The 20,877-nt window shown below is 47.7% G+C and carries 15 protein-coding genes and 2 pseudogenes; 10 read left to right on the forward strand and 7 right to left on the reverse strand.

Features of this window, described 5'->3' with window-relative positions; genetic code table 11:
• Positions 1-736: pseudogene (locus AC5JR3_RS03250) on the forward strand (cell division protein FtsH); the annotation flags it as partial.
• 145 nt (positions 737-881) lie between these two features.
• Here AC5JR3_RS03250 and AC5JR3_RS03255 read toward each other — a convergent pair.
• The gene (locus AC5JR3_RS03255) at positions 882-1,130 is read right to left on the reverse strand and encodes a thioredoxin family protein (RefSeq protein WP_495842993.1); all 249 of its coding nucleotides are present in this window, start codon (positions 1,128-1,130) and stop codon (positions 882-884) included.
• Between the two features lie 362 nt (positions 1,131-1,492).
• Between AC5JR3_RS03255 and AC5JR3_RS03260 the strand changes: the two genes are divergently transcribed.
• On the forward strand, positions 1,493-1,876 hold the full coding sequence (locus tag AC5JR3_RS03260) for a hypothetical protein (RefSeq protein ID WP_495842995.1): 384 nt from the start codon (positions 1,493-1,495) through the stop codon (positions 1,874-1,876).
• Between the two features lie 63 nt (positions 1,877-1,939).
• Here AC5JR3_RS03260 and AC5JR3_RS03265 read toward each other — a convergent pair whose 3' ends face one another.
• Positions 1,940-2,485: a protein-tyrosine phosphatase family protein gene (locus tag AC5JR3_RS03265; RefSeq protein WP_495842997.1), complete on the reverse strand. Its 546-nt coding sequence runs from the start codon at positions 2,483-2,485 to the stop codon at positions 1,940-1,942.
• Between the two features lie 117 nt (positions 2,486-2,602).
• Positions 2,603-3,961, reverse strand: a complete 1,359-nt coding sequence (locus AC5JR3_RS03270; protein WP_495842999.1) for a glycosyltransferase family protein — start codon at positions 3,959-3,961, stop codon at positions 2,603-2,605.
• A 502-nt stretch (positions 3,962-4,463) separates the two neighbouring features.
• On the opposite strand from AC5JR3_RS03270, the gene AC5JR3_RS03275 reads away from it, so the two are divergent.
• Together AC5JR3_RS03275 and AC5JR3_RS03280 are read left to right on the forward strand one after the other, a co-directional pair.
• Entirely contained in the window at positions 4,464-8,450 is a 3,987-nt protein-coding gene (locus AC5JR3_RS03275; protein ID WP_495843001.1) for a magnesium chelatase subunit H, read from the forward strand.
• 83 nt (positions 8,451-8,533) lie between these two features.
• Complete coding sequence (locus tag AC5JR3_RS03280) at positions 8,534-9,109, forward strand: Uma2 family endonuclease (RefSeq protein WP_495843003.1); 576 nt, start codon at positions 8,534-8,536, stop codon at positions 9,107-9,109.
• Positions 9,110-9,116: 7 nt separating this feature from the next.
• Here the strand turns inward: AC5JR3_RS03280 and AC5JR3_RS03285 are convergent, their stop codons facing one another.
• On the reverse strand, positions 9,117-9,776 hold the full coding sequence (locus tag AC5JR3_RS03285) for a hypothetical protein (protein ID WP_495843005.1): 660 nt from the start codon (positions 9,774-9,776) through the stop codon (positions 9,117-9,119).
• Between the two features lie 119 nt (positions 9,777-9,895).
• Between AC5JR3_RS03285 and AC5JR3_RS03290 the strand changes: the two are divergent.
• From AC5JR3_RS03290 to metH, 3 genes and pseudogenes are all read left to right on the forward strand, one after another.
• Positions 9,896-10,073, forward strand: a pseudogene (locus tag AC5JR3_RS03290) (type II toxin-antitoxin system HicB family antitoxin).
• A gap of 210 nt (positions 10,074-10,283) precedes the next feature.
• On the forward strand, positions 10,284-11,741 hold the full coding sequence (locus tag AC5JR3_RS03295) for an FAD-dependent oxidoreductase (protein WP_495843007.1): 1,458 nt from the start codon (positions 10,284-10,286) through the stop codon (positions 11,739-11,741).
• Between the two features lie 285 nt (positions 11,742-12,026).
• Complete coding sequence (gene metH / locus AC5JR3_RS03300) at positions 12,027-15,620, forward strand: methionine synthase (RefSeq protein ID WP_495843009.1); 3,594 nt, start codon at positions 12,027-12,029, stop codon at positions 15,618-15,620.
• Position 15,621: 1 nt separating this feature from the next.
• On the opposite strand, the gene AC5JR3_RS03305 is transcribed toward metH, so the two are convergent.
• Positions 15,622-15,987, reverse strand: coding sequence for a hypothetical protein (locus AC5JR3_RS03305; RefSeq protein WP_495843011.1), 366 nt, complete (start codon positions 15,985-15,987; stop codon positions 15,622-15,624).
• Between the two features lie 885 nt (positions 15,988-16,872).
• Here AC5JR3_RS03305 and AC5JR3_RS03310 point away from each other — a divergent pair.
• Both AC5JR3_RS03310 and AC5JR3_RS03315 read left to right on the forward strand, forming a co-directional pair.
• Entirely contained in the window at positions 16,873-18,009 is a 1,137-nt protein-coding gene (locus tag AC5JR3_RS03310) for a trypsin-like serine protease (protein ID WP_495843013.1), read from the forward strand.
• A 414-nt stretch (positions 18,010-18,423) separates the two neighbouring features.
• On the forward strand, positions 18,424-18,882 hold the full coding sequence (locus tag AC5JR3_RS03315; protein ID WP_495843015.1) for a YbhB/YbcL family Raf kinase inhibitor-like protein: 459 nt from the start codon (positions 18,424-18,426) through the stop codon (positions 18,880-18,882).
• 12 nt (positions 18,883-18,894) lie between these two features.
• Here AC5JR3_RS03315 and AC5JR3_RS03320 read toward each other — a convergent pair whose 3' ends face one another.
• Positions 18,895-19,224, reverse strand: a complete 330-nt coding sequence (locus tag AC5JR3_RS03320; protein WP_495843016.1) for a YbjQ family protein — start codon at positions 19,222-19,224, stop codon at positions 18,895-18,897.
• A gap of 228 nt (positions 19,225-19,452) precedes the next feature.
• Between AC5JR3_RS03320 and AC5JR3_RS03325 the strand changes: the two genes are divergently transcribed.
• The gene (locus tag AC5JR3_RS03325; RefSeq protein ID WP_495843018.1) at positions 19,453-20,565 is read left to right on the forward strand and encodes a tetratricopeptide repeat protein; all 1,113 of its coding nucleotides are present in this window, start codon (positions 19,453-19,455) and stop codon (positions 20,563-20,565) included.
• A gap of 24 nt (positions 20,566-20,589) precedes the next feature.
• Here AC5JR3_RS03325 and AC5JR3_RS03330 read toward each other — a convergent pair whose 3' ends face one another.
• Entirely contained in the window at positions 20,590-20,766 is a 177-nt protein-coding gene (locus AC5JR3_RS03330) for a QAALIT motif small membrane protein (protein ID WP_495843020.1), read from the reverse strand.
• Positions 20,767-20,877 lie beyond the last annotated feature (111 nt).

A 20,877-nucleotide genomic window follows, 5' to 3' on the forward strand; every position in this document is an offset into this window, starting at 1 on the left:
TAACCTCCTCAACGAAGCGGCCATCCTGACGGCGCGTCGTCGCAAGGAGGCGATTTCGATGATGGAAGTCAACGACGCGGTTGACCGCGTGGTGGCGGGGATGGAAGGTACTCCTTTAGTAGATAGCAAGAGCAAGCGCTTAATTGCTTATCACGAAGTCGGACATGCGGTAGTCGGCACAATGTTACGCCACCACGACCCCGTACAGAAAGTCACCCTTATCCCACGCGGACAAGCACGCGGTTTGACTTGGTTTACCCCCAATGAAGAACAAGGATTAATTTCCAGAGCGCAATTGCTGGCACGCATCACTGCGGCATTAGGGGGTAGAGCCGCAGAAGAAGAGATTTTCGGCGATCCTGAAGTCACCACGGGTGCAGGTGGTGACTTGCAAACTGTCACATCCCTGGCACGGCAAATGGTGACGCGCTTCGGGATGAGTGACTTGGGGCCTCTGTCCCTGGAAAGCCAATCAGGAGAAGTGTTTCTGGGTGGCGCACCCATGTCGAGATCGGAACATTCTGAGGAAGTTGCGGCTCGGATTGATGAGCAGGTACGTACTATTGCTGGTCATTGCCACGAGCAAGCACGCCAGATTGTTCGCGATCACCGGAGAGTCATCGATCAGTTAGTGGAACTCTTGATTGAGAAAGAAACGATTGAGGGTGACGAGCTGCGGAACATCATTGATGCAGAGACTCAGATTGTCGGAGAAGAGTTAGTCATTTCTAGTTAAACTCCCTGCTGTCATGCAGGAATGCTGGAATGAAATTACTTAGTCGGGGCAAGGATACAATCCTTACCCCGACTACTACTACTGGGCTATTCTCAACCTTAGCTGTAAAGAGTCCTCATCCATGTACTCATGGGCGAACTTGTTTCTATAGGGGTTGACCTACACCGACAGCTTGCAGTTGTTCTCGATTGGGTTTGCCAGTGAAAACCAGCGTGCCATTGATAGCGATCGCCGGAACTGCATTCACTCCATACTGTGCTGCTTTCTCTTGCCCTTCTCGTAAGTTATAGACTGAGACTTCGCAACTAGGGCAAGTGAGTTCTTGCACCAACTTTACTGTCTCATCGCAAAGGGGGCAGTCAGCCGTAAAAATCTCAATTTGACGTTTTGCCATGATGTTCGCTGGATATACGGTAAGAATTTTTGGTCACTCCTATTGTTCACTCTCCATTCGGCTAGAGAGTCAAGGGTGAAAGCAAAATTTATTGCCAACGAATTTTCATAAAGTGGCTGCTTCCTTGAACGGTAAGGCGATCGCAACCTTATCTTTCAGTCGTAAGATGGCGGTAAGACTTGGCAAGAGTTGGAATGAGTTTTTGCTGACTGAAGTGAAGGGGGAGTTATGACGCTTAGTAGAGGCGTGGGATGCCGCGTCTCTATGTGTCTTTAGGTTAACAACACTGAATTTTCTACTTTTATCAGTATTAAGATATTTAAATATTTAAACTGCTATACTCCTCCATCACTTATCAACTCATGCTGATAGAGATTTTGCCGTTTCGGTTTGAGCTAGATGCCACAGCGATCGCCGGGGCATCGTTGTGGTCGCTGGCGTTATATTTAAGCCTTTCGTCCCTTAAGCAATGGATTATGGAGCAGCTTGATCGCTGGTTTAACTTTGCCGAGCGATCGCTTTATACCTCTGCTGAAGAATTTGAAAAAACCCGCAAAGCCAGAGAAGCGCAAAATGCCTTTTACGCCTCAGTTTTCAGCATTGTGCCGTTCCTAGGCTTTGGGAGCTTGTGCAACTACGGCGTCGAACTCACCCTCGGCGGGAGTTGGGCAATTAGCATCGGGATTCTAGCCTGTGTGGGCTGCGGGGTTTATGAATTGGGGCGTCAAGATGGTCAATCTGGTTAACAATTAGTTATGCCCCTTGAATCCATGGAGAGGGCAGTAATTGAAAATCCGTCTGTATGTAAGCTAAAATAACTTCTCTCCAAGACGACAATCATCTAGAAGTGCGTTGAGTTCTGCAACAACTTTCCCAGGATTTCGACCTTTCAGGGGAGCAGCGAGCGCTGCTTCGTAGGGATTTTTTCCAGTTCGTCTAACTGCTGCGATCGCTTCTTTGTTAGATAATCCTCGCCCACTGACTAACCAAGCGACTAAAACGTGTCCTGTGCGCCCAATACCACCAGAGCAATGAACCACTACTTTTTCACTGTGTTGGTTTGCAACTGCTAAGAACGGCAGAATTTCCTGGATAAGAGTGTCACGTTTAGCAAGCTGAAAATCCTCGATTGGTGCCCAACAAACCCGCTCCAGGCCATATACCTGTCGATAAACCCCAAGCAAATCTGAATAACGAGTGAGCTGAGTTTGGGGAAGCAAACAGCAAACGCGCTTGATGTCTTGCCCCTCCTGCATAAACTCAATCCATCGGTTGACCTGCTCATTGCTGTATCCAGGTCGAGCAGCACCAAACACGATTGATTCGTTTTCCGAAGCTGCAGCAAATTTGTACATACTAGACTTGTCACATCGTTCAACGACCAGTCCTAACCCTTAAGTTTTAACAACCTCTTTGTATACTGAACAGATCGCCTTAAAACCCTCTTGTTAACCTTGGCGAGCCTCTGCGTTTTAATCAAAATCGAGTACCTCCTGCACCAGTTGAGCGAGCTTTTGTGCTGCCCCTGGTTGTCCGCGAACTGCACGCAGACGCGATCGCATTTCCTCCAACTTCTCCGGGTGGTTAATAAAATCTATAATCTGCGCGGCAATAATTTCCGGCTCTAACCTGCCAACAAACTCTGGCACAATCTCGGATTGCGCCCAAATATTTGGCCAAGCAAATAAACGCCCCTGCCGCAAAACGAGCCAATTAATCAGCTTCGCCGCGCCAGAACCGATGCCAGGTAAACGCGCCAAAAGCCCCGGTAAGCCATCCCAAGACCGCATCGCATCAAGCTGTTGAGTCGGTAGTAAGACAAACATCGGTACCGCCAAGGAACCCAGTTCCGCCGTATTTGCCCCTACAGTTGTCACGCAGAGAGCACATTGAGACAGCAAATCATGGGCAGGAAACTTCGTCCACAGGTCTACACGCAAGCCTGTAGAAGTCTTGAGAAACGGTAATTCACCCGTCTCAGCCGCCGGAGTCACTAGTGCCGCATCTGCCCATCCCCATCGTTTAATGAGCAGATTTTGCAAGGGGTCGGCAAAACGCGCCAAGGTGGACAGAGTTAAAGTAGGAGCAACAGGAATGACAAAGCGAGTCTGGGGACACTGCTCGTGGATATATTCTGCTATTTTTAAAGCCAGTGGTACGCCTTGAGTGAGTTTGGCGGGTTTTGAACCGGGCAGCAATCCGATGAGTTGAGTCCGAGTCGGTGAGTCCTGGGGATGGAGTGTGGAGTTAGTGCCTTCTTTTTTGCATTCCGCCTTGGCTGAGTGTTGAGTGAGGACTGAGTTAGTGCCTTCGTTTTTTCCTTCTGCAACATCTGCCATCAAATCCCCTACCACGGTAAATTTGTCGGCGTATTTGGATACCTTCTTGATCATTTCTGGCTTCATAACGCCAAAGCGGTCAATCCAAGCGTGCCAACGGGCATCCCACTCGGCATAGATAACTGTGCGATAACCGAGGCGTTTGCCAATTACAACACAAAAAAACTGATCGCCACCTAAGAAGACAACAACGCCGTTGTCGCGCCAATCCCAGTTTTCTGCGGTCTTTCCTTGTAAGAGAAAAGGGAAAAAATGCTCTGCCGCCTGAACTCTGTCTACTTCGGGATAAGAAAGCGCGATCGCTACCTCTTCTCCCGTAGCATTAGGACAAGGCGAAAGCACCACAGAAATGCGTACCAAGGAGCGATCATCTCCCAGTAGCTGCCGTAAAGCTTTCACAACGGGTCGCAGCCAGGTCGTTACTTCACCGGGGCCATTGGAGAGAATCAGAATATCAGTGGGTGGCACTAGTCCTACTCCTGCGATCGTCATTATCTATTGTGTGACTGTAGATAGTGGGGATCGTTTCCTCAATTCATTTGTCCGTTGTTGAAGATTAGCAGTTTGTAGTGCTTCACAGCAGACAGCTATAGCAAAGCCCTTGCCGTTTGCGCCGCCTCCCCAAACAGGTAGCATCGGATCAGAAACTTCGCTTTTGGTGGAGTGACTACTTCAAACTTTGTCAACTAATGTAAATAAATAACTCAAATTTCTTATCAAATTGTGTCAGATAGCCCCTCAAACGCCCATCTGCTAAGTATTTTTTGATAAAAACACTTCAGTTGCAACAACAGTACAGAGTCTAGAAGAATGAGTCAACAGAAGGTCTAAGTGTGAAGGATGAAGGATGAATATCAATCTCCTCAATGAATCGGGGGCTTGTCTACCGGGCCTCACCTCTTTTTTGTCCTTCCGACTTTGTCCTTTCTCATCCCTCACTCTTTAAGCTCTCAACCAGTGAGTCGAGAACCCGCATAACAAGGAGCCCAACTGAATGTTTACTCACGTCAGGTCCACCATTCGACACATTGCCCCAGAGGCATTGCAGGGGCGGTCTTTACTCAAGGTGGTCTATGTCGTGCTAGAGCCACAGTATCAGAGTGCGCTATCAGCCGCTGTCCATTCGATTAATAACAACAATCCCAACTTGGCAATTGAAATCAGCGGCTACCTGATCGAGGAACTGCGTGACCCAGAAAACTATGAAGGGTTTAAGCAGGAGATCGCTGAAGCCAATATTTTTATCGGTTCGCTAATTTTTATTGAAGATTTGGCAGATAAGGTCGTAGCAGCAGTGGAACCGCACCGCGATCGCCTTGATGCGGCGGTGGTGTTTCCCTCAATGCCGCAAGTGATGCGCCTCAACAAGCTGGGCAGCTTCTCAATGGCACAGCTAGGTCAATCAAAAAGTGCGATCGCTCAATTCATGCGTAAGCGCAAGGAGAAGTCCGGCGCTTCCTTCCAAGACGGGATGCTGAAGCTATTGCAGACGCTACCCAAAGTCCTGAAGTACCTGCCGATGGACAAAGCCCAGGATGCCCGCAACTTCATGCTCAGTTTCCAGTACTGGCTAGGCGGTTCTTCGGAAAACCTGGAAAACTTCTTGGTGATGCTAGCCGATAAGTACGTCTTCAAAGGACGGCAACTGAGCTTCCGGGAACCCGTTGTCTACCCGGATATGGGGATTTGGCACCCCCTTGCGCCGCAAATGTTTGAAGATATCAAAGAGTACTTCAACTGGTACAACTCCCGCCGGGATATCTCGGCAGATTTGAAAGACCCCTTGGCTCCTTGCGTCGGTTTGGTGCTGCAACGCACTCACCTGGTTACGGGAGATGATGCCCACTATGTGGCAATGGTGCAGGAACTCGAAGCGATGGGCGCACGGGTGATTGCTGTCTTTGCTGGGGGTCTGGACTTCTCCAAGCCCATTGAGGCTTACTTCTTTGACAAAAGTAACGGGGGACAAGGAGAGACAAGCACCGCCATCATCGATGTTGTTGTCTCCCTCACAGGCTTTGCCTTAGTAGGTGGCCCAGCACGACAAGACCATCCCAAGGCAATTGACGCCCTGAAGCGGTTGAACCGTCCCTACATGGTTGCCCTGCCCTTGGTATTCCAAACCACAGAAGAGTGGGAAGATAGCGACTTAGGACTCCACCCGATACAAGTGGCATTGCAGATAGCAATTCCTGAACTTGATGGCGCGATTGAGCCGATCATTGTCTCAGGACGAGATGGGACAACCGGAAAAGCGATCGCCCTGCAAGACCGCATTGAAGCCGTTGCCCAACGAGCATTGAAGTGGGCAAACCTGCGCCGCAAGCCGAAACTGGATAAGAAAGTTGCCATTACCGTGTTCAGCTTCCCCCCAGATAAAGGCAACGTCGGGACAGCCGCTTACCTGGATGTCTTTGGCTCTATCTACACAGTAATGGAAGCCTTGCAGCACAACGGCTACGATGTGCAAGGTTTGCCTGAGTCAGCAGAAATGCTGATGCAAGAAGTCATTCACGATGCCCAAGCCCAATACAGTAGCCCAGAGCTGAATATCGCCTACAAAATGTCGGTACCAGAGTACGAAGAAATGACCCCCTACTCTGGGCGCTTAGAAGAGAACTGGGGGCCACCGCCAGGACATCTCAACAGCGATGGCGAAAATCTCTTGGTGTACGGCAAGCAATTCGGCAATATCTTCATCGGCGTGCAACCCACCTTTGGCTATGAAGGCGACCCCATGCGGCTATTGTTCTCCCGTTCTGCTAGCCCACATCATGGTTTTGCCGCTTACTACACCTACTTAGAGCAAATCTGGAAAGCCGACGCTGTGCTGCACTTCGGAACTCACGGTTCTCTGGAATTCATGCCGGGTAAGCAAATGGGGATGTCGGGAGAATGTTACCCCGATAACCTGATTGGCTCAACACCTAACCTCTACTACTACGCGGCAAACAACCCCAGCGAGGCAACCATTGCCAAGCGTCGCAGCTATGCGGAGACGATTTCCTACCTGACACCTCCGGCGGAGAATGCGGGTTTGTATAAGGGGTTAAAGGAACTCAGCGAGTTAATTGCTTCTTACCAAACCCTGAAAGATACCGGACGCGGCGTCCCGATTGCGAACACAATTATGGACAAGTGCCGCCTGGTAAATCTGGATAAGGATATCGAACTATCCGAAAAAGATGCCAGAGATATGACCACTCTTGAGCGGGATACGCTTGTTGGTTTGGTGTATAAGAAGTTGATGGAGATTGAGTCGCGCTTGTTGCCTTGTGGCTTGCATGTGATTGGGAAACCGCCAAGTGCAGAAGAAGCGATCGCCACTTTGGTCAATATCGCTAGCCTCGACCGTGCGGAAGAAGAAATTCAAAGCCTCCCCCGCATCCTTGCTAACAGCCTGGGGCGCGACATTGAGGAGATCTACCACAACAACGACAAAGGCATCTTAGAAGATGTGCAGTTGTTGCAAGACATCACAATGGCAACCCGCGCCTCTGTAGGTGCTCTCGTTCAAGCCCAAGCAGACGCCGATGGTCGGGTGTCCAAAGTCTCCAAGCTCAACTTCTTCAACATGGGCAAAAAAGAGCCTTGGATTGAAGCCCTCCATAACCTGGAATACAAACAGGTAGACCCCCAACCCCTCAAGCCCCTATTTGAGTACCTGGAGTTCTGCCTACAGCAAATCGTTGCCGATAACGAACTCGGTGCGCTGCTCAAAGCCCTAGAAGGCGAGTACGTCATCCCTGGGCCCGGCGGCGATCCCATCCGGAACCCCGACGTTCTCCCCACAGGCAAGAACATCCACGCCCTCGACCCGCAATCCATCCCCACCACCGCTGCGGTTGTGGCAGCTAAAGTAGTAGTCGATCGCTTGCTAGATCGACAACGGGCTGAGAATAACGGCGCTTACCCCGAAACTATCGCCTGCGTCCTCTGGGGAACCGACAACATCAAAACCTACGGCGAATCCCTAGCCCAAATCATGTGGATGATCGGCGCTAAACCTGTAGCAGATGCCCTTGGTCGCGTCAACAAGCTAGAACTGGTTCCTTTAGAAGAGTTGGGTCGTCCTCGGATTGACGTAGTCATTAACTGTTCTGGTGTCTTCCGCGACTTGTTCATCAACCAAATGAACCTCCTTGATCAAGGCGTGAAAATGGCAGCAGAGGCAGATGAACCGTTGGAAATGAACTTTGTCCGCAAGCACGCCTTGCAACAGGCGTCTGAAATGGGCATCAACCTACGGCAAGCTGCCACCCGCGTCTTCTCCAATGCCTCCGGTTCCTATGCCTCTAACGTCAACCTAGCGGTAGAAAACAGCACCTGGGAAAGCGAATCAGAGTTGCAGGATATGTACCTGACTCGTAAATCTTTTGCCTTCAGTGCCGATAATCCTGGGATGATGGGACAAGACCGGAAGATTTTTGAGGCAGCCCTCAAAACCGCCGATGTCACCTTCCAAAATCTCGACTCGTCCGAGATTAGCCTGACAGACGTTTCCCACTACTTCGACTCTGACCCGACTAAGGTTGTCGCCAGTCTGCGGGATGATGGTACAGCTCCCACCTCCTACATTGCCGACACCACCACGGCAAATGCCCAAGTCCGCACCCTCTCGGAAACCGTGCGTCTAGATGCGCGGACTAAGCTACTGAATCCCAAGTGGTACGAGGGAATGCTCAATCACGGCTACGAGGGAGTACGGGAAATCTCCAAGCGCCTCGTCAATACGATGGGTTGGTCAGCTACTGCTGGTGCTGTTGATAACTGGGTGTATGAGGACGTTAACACCACCTTCATCGAAGATGAAGAAATGCAGAAGCGACTAATGAACCTCAACCCCAATTCGTTCCGCAAGATGGTTTCGACCTTGCTAGAAGTCAATGGTCGCGGCTATTGGGAAACCAGTGAAAACAACTTAGACCGCCTGCGGGAGTTGTATCAGGAGGTTGAAGACCGGATTGAAGGGATTGAATAGTTGGTAACTTAAACCCTTGTTGTAGAGACGTTCCGGCGGAGCGTCTCTACTATTATTTAGATAATCCAAACTTCCAAATCGGTATGACTGCCCTAACCGTCAACCTCAAATCGATTATTGAACTGACAGACGAGCAATTTTATCAGTTATGTCAGGACAACGAAAATCTCAGATTTGAACGCACTGCCACAGGGAAATTAATTATTATGCCACCTGCCGGAGGAGAAACCAGCAACCGCAATGGTAGGCTAAATCAGCAGTTATTTAATTGGGCAGATGCAGACGGAACCGGGATTGCCTTCGATTCATCTGGTGGTTTTAAACTACCATTAGGTGCGGATCGTTCTCCTGATGCTTCCTGGGTAAAAATGGAGCGCTGGAATACTCTGACGCCTGAGCAACAAAAGAAATTTCTTCCTCTTTGCCCGGATTTTGTAGTTGAGTTACTTTCTCCGAGCGATAGCTTGAAAGAAACTCAGGAGAAGATGAAGGAGTATTTAGATAATGGTATTCGTTTGGGTTGGTTAATTAATCGCAAATTTAGGCAAGTAGAAATCTATCGTAAAGGACAAGAGGTAGAGGTACTGGAAAATCCTGCTATCCTATCAGGAGAAACAGTTTTGCCTGGATTTGTGTTAAATCTCGAATCCATTTGGTAATTGTAATCTACTCATTCTGTTGATGCGTCAGCTCTTGATAAGCTGTTGCTGCATCTCTCATGTACTGGTACTCTTCCCTAATCGTTCGGTACTTTGAATCAAAAGCTAACCTGTTGTCTCGAATGTTGTCAGGATTGTAGCCAGCAATCTGAATTCCAATTAAACCTTCATTAATTAGATGAATGTAAATATTTTTAAGTTGCTTGGCTTTTATTAACAAATTTTCTATCTGTACTAAAGCTTTCTCATAGAGTTCTAGTTGATTAGAGTACAGTTCAGAAGCTGATACTAAATCTGCTAAATCATTAACTTTGTTATATTGCTCTTCAAGGCTGAAAATCTCTTCCTCAATTTGTAAGTGTTCTTTGATGAGAGGAGCTAACTCTTTTGCGGCTCTCAGTGTGATATCATTTTGCTCTATTTCAAAATTTGGAATATCAATCTCATCTAAGCTATGCCAAGAAAAGATGTACTCTATAACACCAGCTATCTTTAATCTAGGAAAAATTACCTTAACTTTATATCGCTCCCCAACTTCCTGAGGAATACCATAGTTTTTTAAACACAGATTAGAAGCTCGTTCTTCGACTCCATTTACTACAATAATGTCACTGTTAAGGACTTTTTTGATTTTTTGATTTCGCCTAAAAAATAAGTTTTCCAGCATTTCTAAAGCACCAAATACTGCACAATATTAAAAGTCTTGAGTGACTTCTGCTAATTTTTAGATTGTATCGCTACTTTAATGAAATCATCCTCTACTGGAGTGAAGAAGACTAAGTATTTATAGCCGAAGTACCAGGATTACCAGGTTGCGCTGCTGATGGCGAAAATTATCAACAAGCACTGCAAAATGTAGAAGTTATTATGCTCCGAGTCGAATGAGACTGCCAAGGAGTTAGGGCGTTCGATTTCTGAACCGAAAGATCGCTTGATGTTCGCCTATATAAAGACTGAAGAGTAATTGCGTTTCTGTTTTGGTGGATGCGATCGCCCCTATCTTCTAAGGTGCGATCGCCTTCCCGTATCATGTATGCGATCGCCTTTCTCTTCCCCAACGGCGATCGCACTTCGTTCGTGCTTAGCAGATAGTCTCGACTCAGACCTATTGCTCCTCTATCATTAGGTAGCTCTTGCATCTATTCGCAAATCTAACTAAGGATAAGGCAAAGTTATGGCAACAAATAGCACTGTTGAAGCCAACTTTACTGGAAGTCACGCCGTTGTTATTGGTAGCAGTATGGCGGGGTTGCTTGCTAGCCGGGTACTGTCAGACCACTTTGAGAAAGTAACAGTAATTGAACGCGATCGCCCTCCAGAAACGCCTCAAGTCCGCCAAGGAGTCCCCCAAGGTCATCACGCCCATCTTTTGCTGATGGCAGGTGAGTCAGTTATTTCGCAACTCTTTCCTGGTTTTTTTGATGAACTACAAGCCGGGGGAGCGATTTCGGCTGATGCCTCAAAAGATGTGTGCTGGTTTCAGTTCGGCGTGTGGAAAGCTCGATTTAAAAGTGGTTTTACCTTCTGTTTTCAAAGCAGAACCTATTTAGAATGGCATCTCCGTCGCCGATTGAGTGCTTATTCCAACGTGCATTTTTTAGAAGAGTGTGATGTCACTGGCTTGCTATCAAATCGCGATCGCACACACATTACTGGCGTGCAACTTAAACAACGTAACAGACAGCAGGCAGTAGAAGAACTAGAAGCCGATTTGGTTGTAGATGCTAGTGGACAAGGAAGCAAAACCTCCCGCTGGATTGAAGCGTTGGGTTATCAAAAACCAGAAGAAACGACAGTAGCAATTGACTTTGCTTACGCCAGTCGTCGGTACAAGTGTCCGCAGAATTTTCAAGAAGATTGGAAATCACTCTCCATCTATAATAAATCCCCATTCGGCAAGCGGATAGGCGGCATATTTCCTATAGAAGGCTCGCAATGGATAGTGACAATGGGGGGATACTTTGGAGACTATCCACCAAACACTGAAAAAGAATTTCTAGACTTTGCCCATAGCTTAGAGATGCCGCACATTTACGAACAAATTAAAGATGCCGAGCCTCTGACCCCTATCTATACCTATAAATTTCCCGCCAGTATTCGACGACACTACGAACGCCTATCAAGTCTCCCAGAAGGCATTGTAGTTGTTGGCGATGCCCTCTGTCGATTTAACCCCATTTATGGACAAGGGATGAGTGTTTGTGCCTTGGAGGCGAAGACATTAGATACCTGTCTTAGAGAACAGCGCCAACATAGAGACAACCGAGATATTACCGGGTTAAACCGCCAATACTTTCAGCAAGTTTCCCCAGTTATCGACATTCCCTGGATGATGGCAACAAGTGAAGATTTTCGTTTTCCTCAAACCCAAGGCAAAAGACCATTGGGGACGCGATTCTTGCAGTGGTACAGCGCTCAATTAATGGAACTTTGTTCAACAAATCCTACTGTTCTTATCCGGTTTCTAGAAGTTCTAAACTTGCTCAAAAAAAACACCGTGTTGTTCCATCCCTACATCGTTTTGCAAGTTTTGAAATGGAGTTTAGGCTTTAAAGATTTTAATAAAGCTTCGGCAGAGCGTCCGAGATTGGAAGAGACTGAGGTTAAAGTAGCAGCAGATATTTCTGGATGAACTGTAAGAGAGTAAAATAGCAGGCGATCGCGCTACTTTACTCTCATTGCCGTAAAAACGGAACTTACGCTAGTGATTTGTGTATCTGCTATAGGTAGTATCTTGAGCAAGAGGATGGGTAACTGCTGAAAAAGTCAAGCTGGAGTGGACAGAATTAGAAGGCGATCGCCTTTTGAGGCAGCCCTTATCTGCACTTTCATCTTTTGCCACTCCAAACCCTGGGGATTTTGCACAATAATGTAAAGACGTGCTTCTAGCGCATCTTTATACCCAAAGCAACGATTGATGAATAGCCCCTTCCTCACTCACCTCCACAGCCCAGAACGCCCTGTGATTGTCTTTGACGGAGCGATGGGAACCTCTCTACAAACGCAGAACTTGACCGCCGAAGACTTTGGTGGAGCGCACTACGAAGGCTGCAACGAGTATTTGGTACACACCAAACCAGACGCTGTAGAGAAGGTGCATCGGGACTTTCTAGAAGCTGGGGCGGATGTGATAGAGACGGATACCTTTGGCGGGACTTCAATTGTGCTAGCCGAGTATGACTTGGCAGACCAGGCATATTCTCTCAATAAAACGGCGGCGGAGCTGGCAAAGCGAGTAGCAGCGGAATTTTCTACTCCAGAGAAGCCCCGGTTTGTAGGGGGTTCGATGGGGCCAGGCACCAAGCTGCCGACCTTAGGACATATTGACTTCGATACCCTGACCAGCGCCTATGTAGAGCAAGCTGAAGGCTTGTATGATGGCGGCGTTGACTTATTTATTATCGAAACCTGTCAGGATGTCCTGCAAATCAAAGCCGCGCTGACTGGGGTGGAAGAAGTATTCCAGCGCAAAGGGGAACGGCGTCCGCTGATGGTTTCCGTAACGATGGAAATCCAAGGGACAATGCTGGTAGGGTCAGAAATCGGTGCAGCCCTAACGATTTTGGAGCGTTTCCCCATCGACATCCTGGGTCTTAACTGTGCCACAGGGCCAGACCGGATGCAGGATCATATTAAGTATCTATCTGAGTATTCGCCGTTTGTTGTTTCTTGTATCCCCAACGCCGGACTACCGGAAAACGTTGGAGGTCATGCCCACTACAAGCTGACGCCGATAGAACTGCGGATGGCGTTAATGCACTTTATTGAAGATTTGGGCGTGCAGGTGATTGGTGGCTGTTGCGGTACGCGCCCGGAGCATATTCAACAATTAGCAGAGATTGCTAAAACGCTGACGCCAAAAGAACGCCATCCCCAGTATGAACCCGCCGCCGCTTCCATCTACAGCCCTCAGCCCTATGAGCAGGATAACTCGTTCCTGATTGTCGGCGAGCGATTAAATGCCAGTGGTTCCAAGAAGTGCCGCACGCTGCTAAATGAAGAAGATTGGGATGGGCTGGTTGCTCTAGGAAAGACCCAAGTGCGAGAAGGGGCACACATCCTCGATGTCAACGTGGATTATGTGGGGCGTGACGGTGTACGAGATATGCACGAGTTGGTGTCTCGCTTGGTAACAAATGTCACACTGCCGCTGATGCTCGACTCTACAGAATGGCAAAAGATGGAGGCGGGGCTAAAGGTTGCTGGAGGTAAGTGTTTATTGAACTCCACTAACTATGAAGATGGGGAAGAACGTTTCCTCAAAGTGCTGGAGTTAGCAAAGAAGTATGGTGCGGGTGTAGTCATTGGCACTATTGACGAAGAGGGGATGGCGCGGAAAGCACAAAGAAAGTTTGAAATCGCCCAACGCGCCTATCACCAAGCTGTAGACTATGGCATTCCTGCCTACGAAATCTTCTTTGACCCCCTCGCCCTTCCCATTTCTACGGGGATTGAAGAAGATAGAGGTAACGGTAAAGCGACAATTGAAGCGATTCGCCGCATCCGTAAAGAACTGCCAGGTTGCCATGTTATCCTCGGCGTCTCCAATATTTCTTTCGGGTTGAATCCAGCGGCGCGGATGGCACTGAACTCGATGTTCTTGCACGAAACAATGGTAGCGGGCTTAGATTCAGCCATTGTCAGCGCTAGCAAGATTTTACCGTTAGCAAAGATTGCGCCAGAGCATCAAGAAGTTTGCCAAAAGCTCATTTATGATCAGCGCCAATTTGAGGGGGATGTCTGCGTTTACGACCCCTTAACAGAGCTAACCACCCTGTTTCAAGGAGCGACAACAAAACGCGATCGCTCTGGCGATGAAAACCTCCCTGTTGAGGAACGTCTCACACGCCACATTATCGACGGCGAGCGCATTGGCTTGGAAGAACAACTCGCCAAAGCCATAGAAAAGTATCCTCCCTTAGAGATTATTAATACCTTCCTGCTAAACGGGATGAAAGTTGTCGGAGAACTCTTCGGTTCCGGGCAAATGCAGCTACCTTTTGTATTGCAATCAGCAGAAACCATGAAAGCGGCAGTCGCGTATCTAGAGCCATTCATGGAAAAAGAAGACACTGATACTAGTGGCAAGGGTACGGTGATAATTGCCACCGTTAAAGGTGATGTTCATGATATTGGCAAAAACCTCGTCGATATTATCCTCACCAATAACGGATACAAGGTGATCAATTTAGGCATCAAACAACCCGTTGATAACATCATCGAGGCTTACGAAGAACACAAAGCTGACTGCATCGCCATGAGTGGATTGTTGGTGAAGTCTACCGCTTTTATGAAGGATAATTTGGAGGCATTTAACCAGCGCGGAATTACTATTCCCGTAATTCTCGGCGGTGCTGCTTTGACACCCAAGTTTGTATACGAAGATTGCCAAAATACTTACAAAGGCAAGGTAATCTACGGCAAAGACGCCTTTGCAGATTTGCACTTCATGGATAAGTTAATGCCTGCAAAAGTGGCAAGTAAGTGGGATAACTTGCAGGGATTTTTAGATGAAGTGGAGGAAACTTCCACGGATGGAGGCGCACAGGAGAAAGAAGATCTTGCACCTCTACAGGATGGAGAGGCGGTAGAGACGAAAACGGCTGAACCAAAAATAGTGGATACAAGGCGTTCTGAAGATGTTGCTCTCGATATCGAACGTCCGACGCCGCCTTTCTGGGGAACGCAACTATTACAACCGGAGGATATCCCATTAGAAGAGTTGTTCGGGTATCTAGATTTGCAGGCTTTAGTTGCTGGACAGTGGCAGTTCCGCAAACCCAAAGGACAATCGCGGGAAGAGTACGAGCAGTTTCTACAAGAAACGGTTTACCCGATTCTTGAGGATTGGAAGCGGCGCATCATTGCAGAAAAGTTATTGCATCCGCAGGCGATTTACGGCTATTTCCCCTGTCAGGCGGAGGGAAATTCGTTGCATATCTACAATCCGGAGGAAATGAATCGCAAAGGTGCAGAGAGCTTAGAGGAGGTGGCGAGTTTTGAGTTTCCTCGGCAGCGTTCTGGGCGTCGTCTGTGCATTGCTGATTTCTTTGCACCGAGGGAATCTAGCGTTGTCGATGTCTTTCCGATGCAGGCGGTAACGGTGGGAGAGATGGCGACTGAATATGCGAAGAAGTTGTTTGATTCCAATCAGTATACGGATTATCTCTACTTCCACGGGTTAGCCGTGCAGATGGCAGAAGCGCTTGCTGAGTGGACACACGCCCGGATTCGTCGGGAGTTGGGCTTTGGAAGTGAGGAACCGGATAATATTCGAGATGTGCTGGCGCAACGATATCGAGGTTCTCGGTATAGTTTTGGCTATCCCGCTTGTCCGAACATGCAAGACCAATATACGTTGTTGGAGTTGTTGGGGAGCGATGGCTACGCCGCTTTCCCCAGAACAGGACGGATTAATCTTTACATGGACGAAAGCGAACAGCTATATCCAGAACAATCTACAACGGCGATCGTGGCTTATCATCCGGTGGCGAGATATTTCAGCGCTTGAGTTATACCTCAATTGAGACAGCCAGTCTTGCTTGCTCTTTAAGCAACAGCTTTCCGGCGCTATCAACGCTCAAATCTTGTCCTGGTATAAATCCCTTAGCAACCAACTGCTTATAAATGGTGAAAGCAGTCAGGGTTTGAATTTCCTGCATAATATCTGCGGGAATCAGACTTTCGACTGCCCACATAACTGATTCTGTGTCGAACCAGAGCACGCGCTCAAGACTGACAAGTAATACGCCAGCAACACATTCAAATGTCAATTCCGTTCTCAAATGAGCAATGATTGCTGCCCCAATTTGCCTGTTACGGGTCATCATTGCTGTCGCCATCCTGCCAATTTCTCGGTCTAGTTCTAGAGAGTTCATACTTGGCTATTGCGTTTCCTGTCTAAGGTGCGTTGGCTCTGAGTCTCGATTAGAAACTTACAGTTCTGCCAAGTATACCCAAAGATAGATGGAAATGTTCCTAAAACTAGATAACTGAGTTTTGGTTCATTGCACAATACGCGGCTGCTGAGGAGCAGTAGTTTGAGCGGAGAAATGTGTGAAAGCCTTGGTACGGAACAAATTCTCCGAGAAATAGAGTTGGCTAATTGCTGGGATGGGAAATAGGAAATGTCTTGGCGATCGCCCTCTAATTACTGAACAAGAGGGATACCTTGACTAATGAATCAACCTCTACCCGAACGAAAGTAAATCAGCCTATCCTAAACCTCCAACTTCTGCAATCTGTAGAAAAAATTAAGAGGTTCCGTCAGCCTTCACTTGTTCAAATTTAAAAATCCTACTGACCAAGTGACGGCTACAGAAAAGTCAGTCATTAGTAAGAGTGAAAATACGGAAACATCAAAATTTAATCGAATTAATGCCCTAGAAAGCAAAAATCAATCAATCTAATTTTTCCTTCCTAAACAAAATAACAACGGTGAACTTGAGCAGAAACCAGTGGTTTAGGAGCTTTCCTGGGTTGGGACAATCTGCGATCGCCAATATTCCTTGATAACAATTAAATCATAAGTTTTTTTGCCTAAACCATAATTCGTCAATCTCTGGCGACTCTTCCTTGACTAGTACTAATTTTTCAGTATTACTACTTAGTTGAAAATACGGAAAAGCTTTGTAAGAGAATTATGAAGATCTTGTGAAATTGACTAACAATCTCTGATAAATTGAGGGAGTCTCAGTTACGATTAATTCAACAAATCTCCTGTAAATTTAGGCTTTGCCTATGTTCAGATAGGGTTACATGCAATGAGATTTTCTTACAAACCTGCTGTATCAGTAACAGTAGCTCTTGCTGCTGCTTTCGGCATTTCAAAACATGCCGAAGCACTTGAATTTGTCACGGATACCTCTAGTAGCATCGAATACCAGCAACTCATCTCGGCTGGAGACCCCAACGGAACTCCAGGGGATTCGCCTGCACAACGAGTTGACCCCAACACCACCTCATCACCTTATGGGGGGGTAGGCAGTCTTTTTTTCAATGGAAAAGATAAGGGGAATTTCCTGTGTACAGGTACCGCGATTTCAACGCGCCATATTCTCACCGCCGCCCATTGCTTAGACTTGGACAACAATGGCAGCGTTGGTTTCTTGCCAGAGGATGTGACTTTTAATCTGAACTTTGGCTCAGATTTATCACACCGCATTACAGCCAGCAATCTAACTATTCACCCCAGTTACATCGGTTCTGGTAATTCAATATTGGGCGACGATCTGGCAATTATCACCTTAGGTGCCAATCTCCCTTCTGAAGTTCCAATTTACAACTTACACCGCCAACCGCTTAATCTCGGTGAAACACTGACGATGGTGGGATATGGCTCAACTGGCAGCGGGGTCAGTGGCTATCAAAGCGGCGGCTCTACCAGGGTGAAGCGAGTCGGAAAAAACAACGCGGATGTATTTGCTCCGGATAGACGATTTCCCTTTTTTGGTTCTAGTCCAGAAAATAGGGCATTTATCTTTGATTATGACGGTCCAGATGCTTCCACCAATCGCTATGGAGGATTGACATTAGGCAATGATATCGAAGCTACGTTAGGAGCTGGGGATTCCGGGGGACCCAGTTTTGTGTGGCTGGAAGATTCTTTAGTCTTAGCAGGCGTTAATACCTTTACGTTGCACTTTCGCAATCAAACTCCCGGCACCTTTGGGACTGTCGGCGGCGGCATGATTGTCTCCAGTTATTTAGACTGGATTGATAGCGTCCTCAGTGTGACAGAGATTAGTACCAGTCCTATCTTTGCTGAAGGTAGTGAAGTCGGTGAGGGTGTTGTGCCATCTCGACAGTTAGTGCCTGCCAGTATCTCAGTTCCGGAACCAAGCATTTTACTGGGTTTCATAACACTTAGTCTTGGCTTGGTACTGAAGCGGCGTCAGTAATCATCACTTGAAAACTTCTGCAAGCTTTTCAGCGATCAATAGATGGAGGTAAATCAACGTCAGGGTGTGCCTCTTTTACCTATCTACGCCATGAATTTTCTAGATTTGCCAGCACGAACAACCCTACAAATACCTAATTATTAGTCAGTAGTTTGATAGAAGAAATATCAGTTCCCCACCTTTAATGGGCAGTGTGCATTCAACTAATTTTCTTCCCCTAGCTCCATCGCCCCTAAATTAAGATCCGAATGTTGCTTCAGCCTAGAGGACGACGAATTTTTCTCCGGCAGAGTGTTAGCCTCCTGAGGATCGTCGGAGTGCAGCTATTCGCCGTTGGAGACGAATTTTTAGACTAAAAATCATTTGACTGACACTCCGAGCGGTATTTCTGTGTCACCCCAATGAACTCACACGATGAAACTTGAGAGTAACGCTTTTACCGCTGAGGGTATGATTCCCTCAATTTATACCCACGATGGCAAGGACATGTCTCCAGATCTACGCTGGGACAGCCCCCCTACAGGAACACAAGCTTTCGCACTCATCGTTGATGACCCTGATGCTCCCAATCAAACTTTTGTGCATTGGGTTCTTTACGACTTACCCGCAGAAATTCGCCAGCTTGCGGCAGGAATCGCAGCAACCCCAACTCTAGAAGGCGGAGGAACTCAGGGGAAAAATGACTTCGGTAATCTTGGCTATGGGGGGCCTTATCCACCAAGCGGCGTGCATCGCTATTTTTTCAAACTTTATGCCCTAGATAGAGAGTTGGGGCTGGCGTCAGGAGCAACTAAAGCCCAGCTAGAAGCGGCAATGGATGGGCATATCCTTGCCATGGGAGAACTGATGGGACGTTATGCACGCCAGTTGTAAAGCAAGGGGGGACTAAGAGCGTAACTTCACCGCCGTTCCCGTGGCGGTAATTAGGAGCAAAACCCCCGATTGGTCTATATTGATCGTGCCTGTATCAACTTCCACACCCAGGATGGCGTTTGCACCTAGGCGGAGGGCGCGTTGTTGTAGTTCAGCGATCGCATCTTGATGTCCTTTCTCAAATACTCGCTCATAACTGCCAGTACGTCCCCCAATAAAATCCCGAATCCCTGCAAAGAAATCTCGCAATGCATTGCTGCCATAGACAACTTCGGCGGTGACAATTCCCAAATAGGCTTCAATTTGGGCACCCTGAATGACATCGGTTGTGGTTATAATCATCAATCCTCCTAAAAATAAGCGTTAACGTCAGTTCCCTGGAAAGGGACTAAGGTAGTTACAGACTGTCAATTTTAGCGACTACCGACTCCCAATTTCAGGCAAAAAATTATCTTTATCAGAAAATATAAATTTTGTCAATTCTCTTTACAAAAGGGTACGATTTTTGGTTAAATTCTCCAGTCAGCGTAGCACTAAAAAAGTCACGCCCCGTAGTTTTAGAAATTGATCGTGCAAAAGCAGACATTCTTCATCGTTAGTAGCTTTTTGTTAACCGGACTAAGCTTAAACTTGCCAGCAGTGGCTCAGACAAAGGAAGTGTTGGTATTAAGCCAGCGCCAATCCAACGAGCAACTCAATGACTTACTGCGTAAGGGACGAGAGCTGGTAGATTCCGGAGAGTACGTTCAGGCGATCGCCACCTATCAACAAGCTGCCAGTCTTGACCGCGAAAATGCCAGAATCTTTTCTGGTATCGGCTATTTACAATCACGTCAGCGCAACTACCGCGAAGCCGCACGAGCCTATCAACAAGCCACTGCCCTAGAGCCAAACAATGCGGCTTTTCAGTATGCTCTAGGCTACAGTCTTGCCAATGCTGGCGATAACGCCGGAGCAGCATTAGCCTATCGTCGTGCGATTGAGCTAAAGAAAGACGACCTCAATACCTATTTAGGGCTGGGAGTAGTGCTACTGCGCCAGGGAGACTACAAGGGGGCGATCAATGCCTACCAACAAGTCATTGCCTTAGACCCTAACAACATCACAGCCTATTCCCTAGCAGGAACAACCCTTTTGCAACAAGGGCGTCCCGAAGAAGCCGTGAAAGTCCTGCAACAAGCCGCACAACGCGCGCCTGGTAATGGTAATATTCAGTTCAACTTAGGCAAGGCATGGCTGGTTCAAAATAATGTTCCGGCTGCACTCACCGCCTTTGAAGAAGCATCAAAGATCGACCCTCGCAGTGCTCAGGTTCACCTGCAAATTGGTAAGCTTTTTCTAGCGCAAAAGAAATTGCCAGAGGCATTGCAAGCCTTTCAACGCGCCGCTTCTGTACAATCAGATTCGGCTGAAGCTCAAGCTGCCATTGGCGAAATTTTGCTAGCGCAGGAAGAGTACCTGACAGCGGTTATTACCTATCGTCGGCTGATTGATATGGTTCCGGACAATCCTGCCGCCCACTATAATCTGGGGTTAGCATTAAAAGGGCGCGATCGCACTAATGAGGCGATCGAGGAACTAGAAAAAGCCCGCGACCTCTACCGACGCCAGAGTCAAGATGAAGGCGTCAAGAAAGCCGAAGAACTACTTCGAGAACTCCAACCCTCCCGCCGCCGTCGCTAAATCCTCAACGTCCTCAACTTCGACTTAGTCTGACCCTATGGTTATGAGGCGAAATAAAAGCGATTGAGGACGGACGGTAGCTTGGTTGTCTAATGTCGGTGATGATGGCAAAACAGATAATGAGGTTGCAGAAGAGTTCATGCTTACCGCGAGGTTCAACAGAAACGTGAGCATCGCAGCTTGCAGAAGTCGTTTTAACATAGTTGGCTATCCTTAATCTCGGTCTGCTCGTTAAAGTTACGCTCACAAGCGCGATCGCACTTCCCCTGAGACTCAATCAGGTGGGTGGTGACTCTTGGCTGATCGTTTGAG

Source organism: Kastovskya adunca, assembly GCF_059505785.1.

Excerpts from the sequence above, each read along its gene's own strand:
- AC5JR3_RS03255 (WP_495842993.1), bottom strand. The coding sequence starts at position 1,130 with ATGGCAAAACGTCAAATTGAGATTTTTACGGCTGACTGCCCCCTTTGC.
- AC5JR3_RS03260 (WP_495842995.1), top strand. The coding sequence starts at position 1,493 with ATGCTGATAGAGATTTTGCCGTTTCGGTTTGAGCTAGATGCCACAGCG.
- AC5JR3_RS03265 (WP_495842997.1), bottom strand. The coding sequence starts at position 2,485 with ATGTACAAATTTGCTGCAGCTTCGGAAAACGAATCAATCGTGTTTGGT.
- AC5JR3_RS03270 (WP_495842999.1), bottom strand. The coding sequence starts at position 3,961 with ATGACGATCGCAGGAGTAGGACTAGTGCCACCCACTGATATTCTGATT.
- AC5JR3_RS03275 (WP_495843001.1), top strand. The coding sequence starts at position 4,464 with ATGTTTACTCACGTCAGGTCCACCATTCGACACATTGCCCCAGAGGCA.
- AC5JR3_RS03280 (WP_495843003.1), top strand. The coding sequence starts at position 8,534 with ATGACTGCCCTAACCGTCAACCTCAAATCGATTATTGAACTGACAGAC.
- AC5JR3_RS03285 (WP_495843005.1), bottom strand. The coding sequence starts at position 9,776 with ATGCTGGAAAACTTATTTTTTAGGCGAAATCAAAAAATCAAAAAAGTC.
- AC5JR3_RS03295 (WP_495843007.1), top strand. The coding sequence starts at position 10,284 with ATGGCAACAAATAGCACTGTTGAAGCCAACTTTACTGGAAGTCACGCC.
- metH (WP_495843009.1), top strand. The coding sequence starts at position 12,027 with ATGAATAGCCCCTTCCTCACTCACCTCCACAGCCCAGAACGCCCTGTG.
- AC5JR3_RS03305 (WP_495843011.1), bottom strand. The coding sequence starts at position 15,987 with ATGAACTCTCTAGAACTAGACCGAGAAATTGGCAGGATGGCGACAGCA.
- AC5JR3_RS03310 (WP_495843013.1), top strand. The coding sequence starts at position 16,873 with ATGAGATTTTCTTACAAACCTGCTGTATCAGTAACAGTAGCTCTTGCT.
- AC5JR3_RS03315 (WP_495843015.1), top strand. The coding sequence starts at position 18,424 with ATGAAACTTGAGAGTAACGCTTTTACCGCTGAGGGTATGATTCCCTCA.
- AC5JR3_RS03320 (WP_495843016.1), bottom strand. The coding sequence starts at position 19,224 with ATGATTATAACCACAACCGATGTCATTCAGGGTGCCCAAATTGAAGCC.
- AC5JR3_RS03330 (WP_495843020.1), bottom strand. The coding sequence starts at position 20,766 with ATGTTAAAACGACTTCTGCAAGCTGCGATGCTCACGTTTCTGTTGAAC.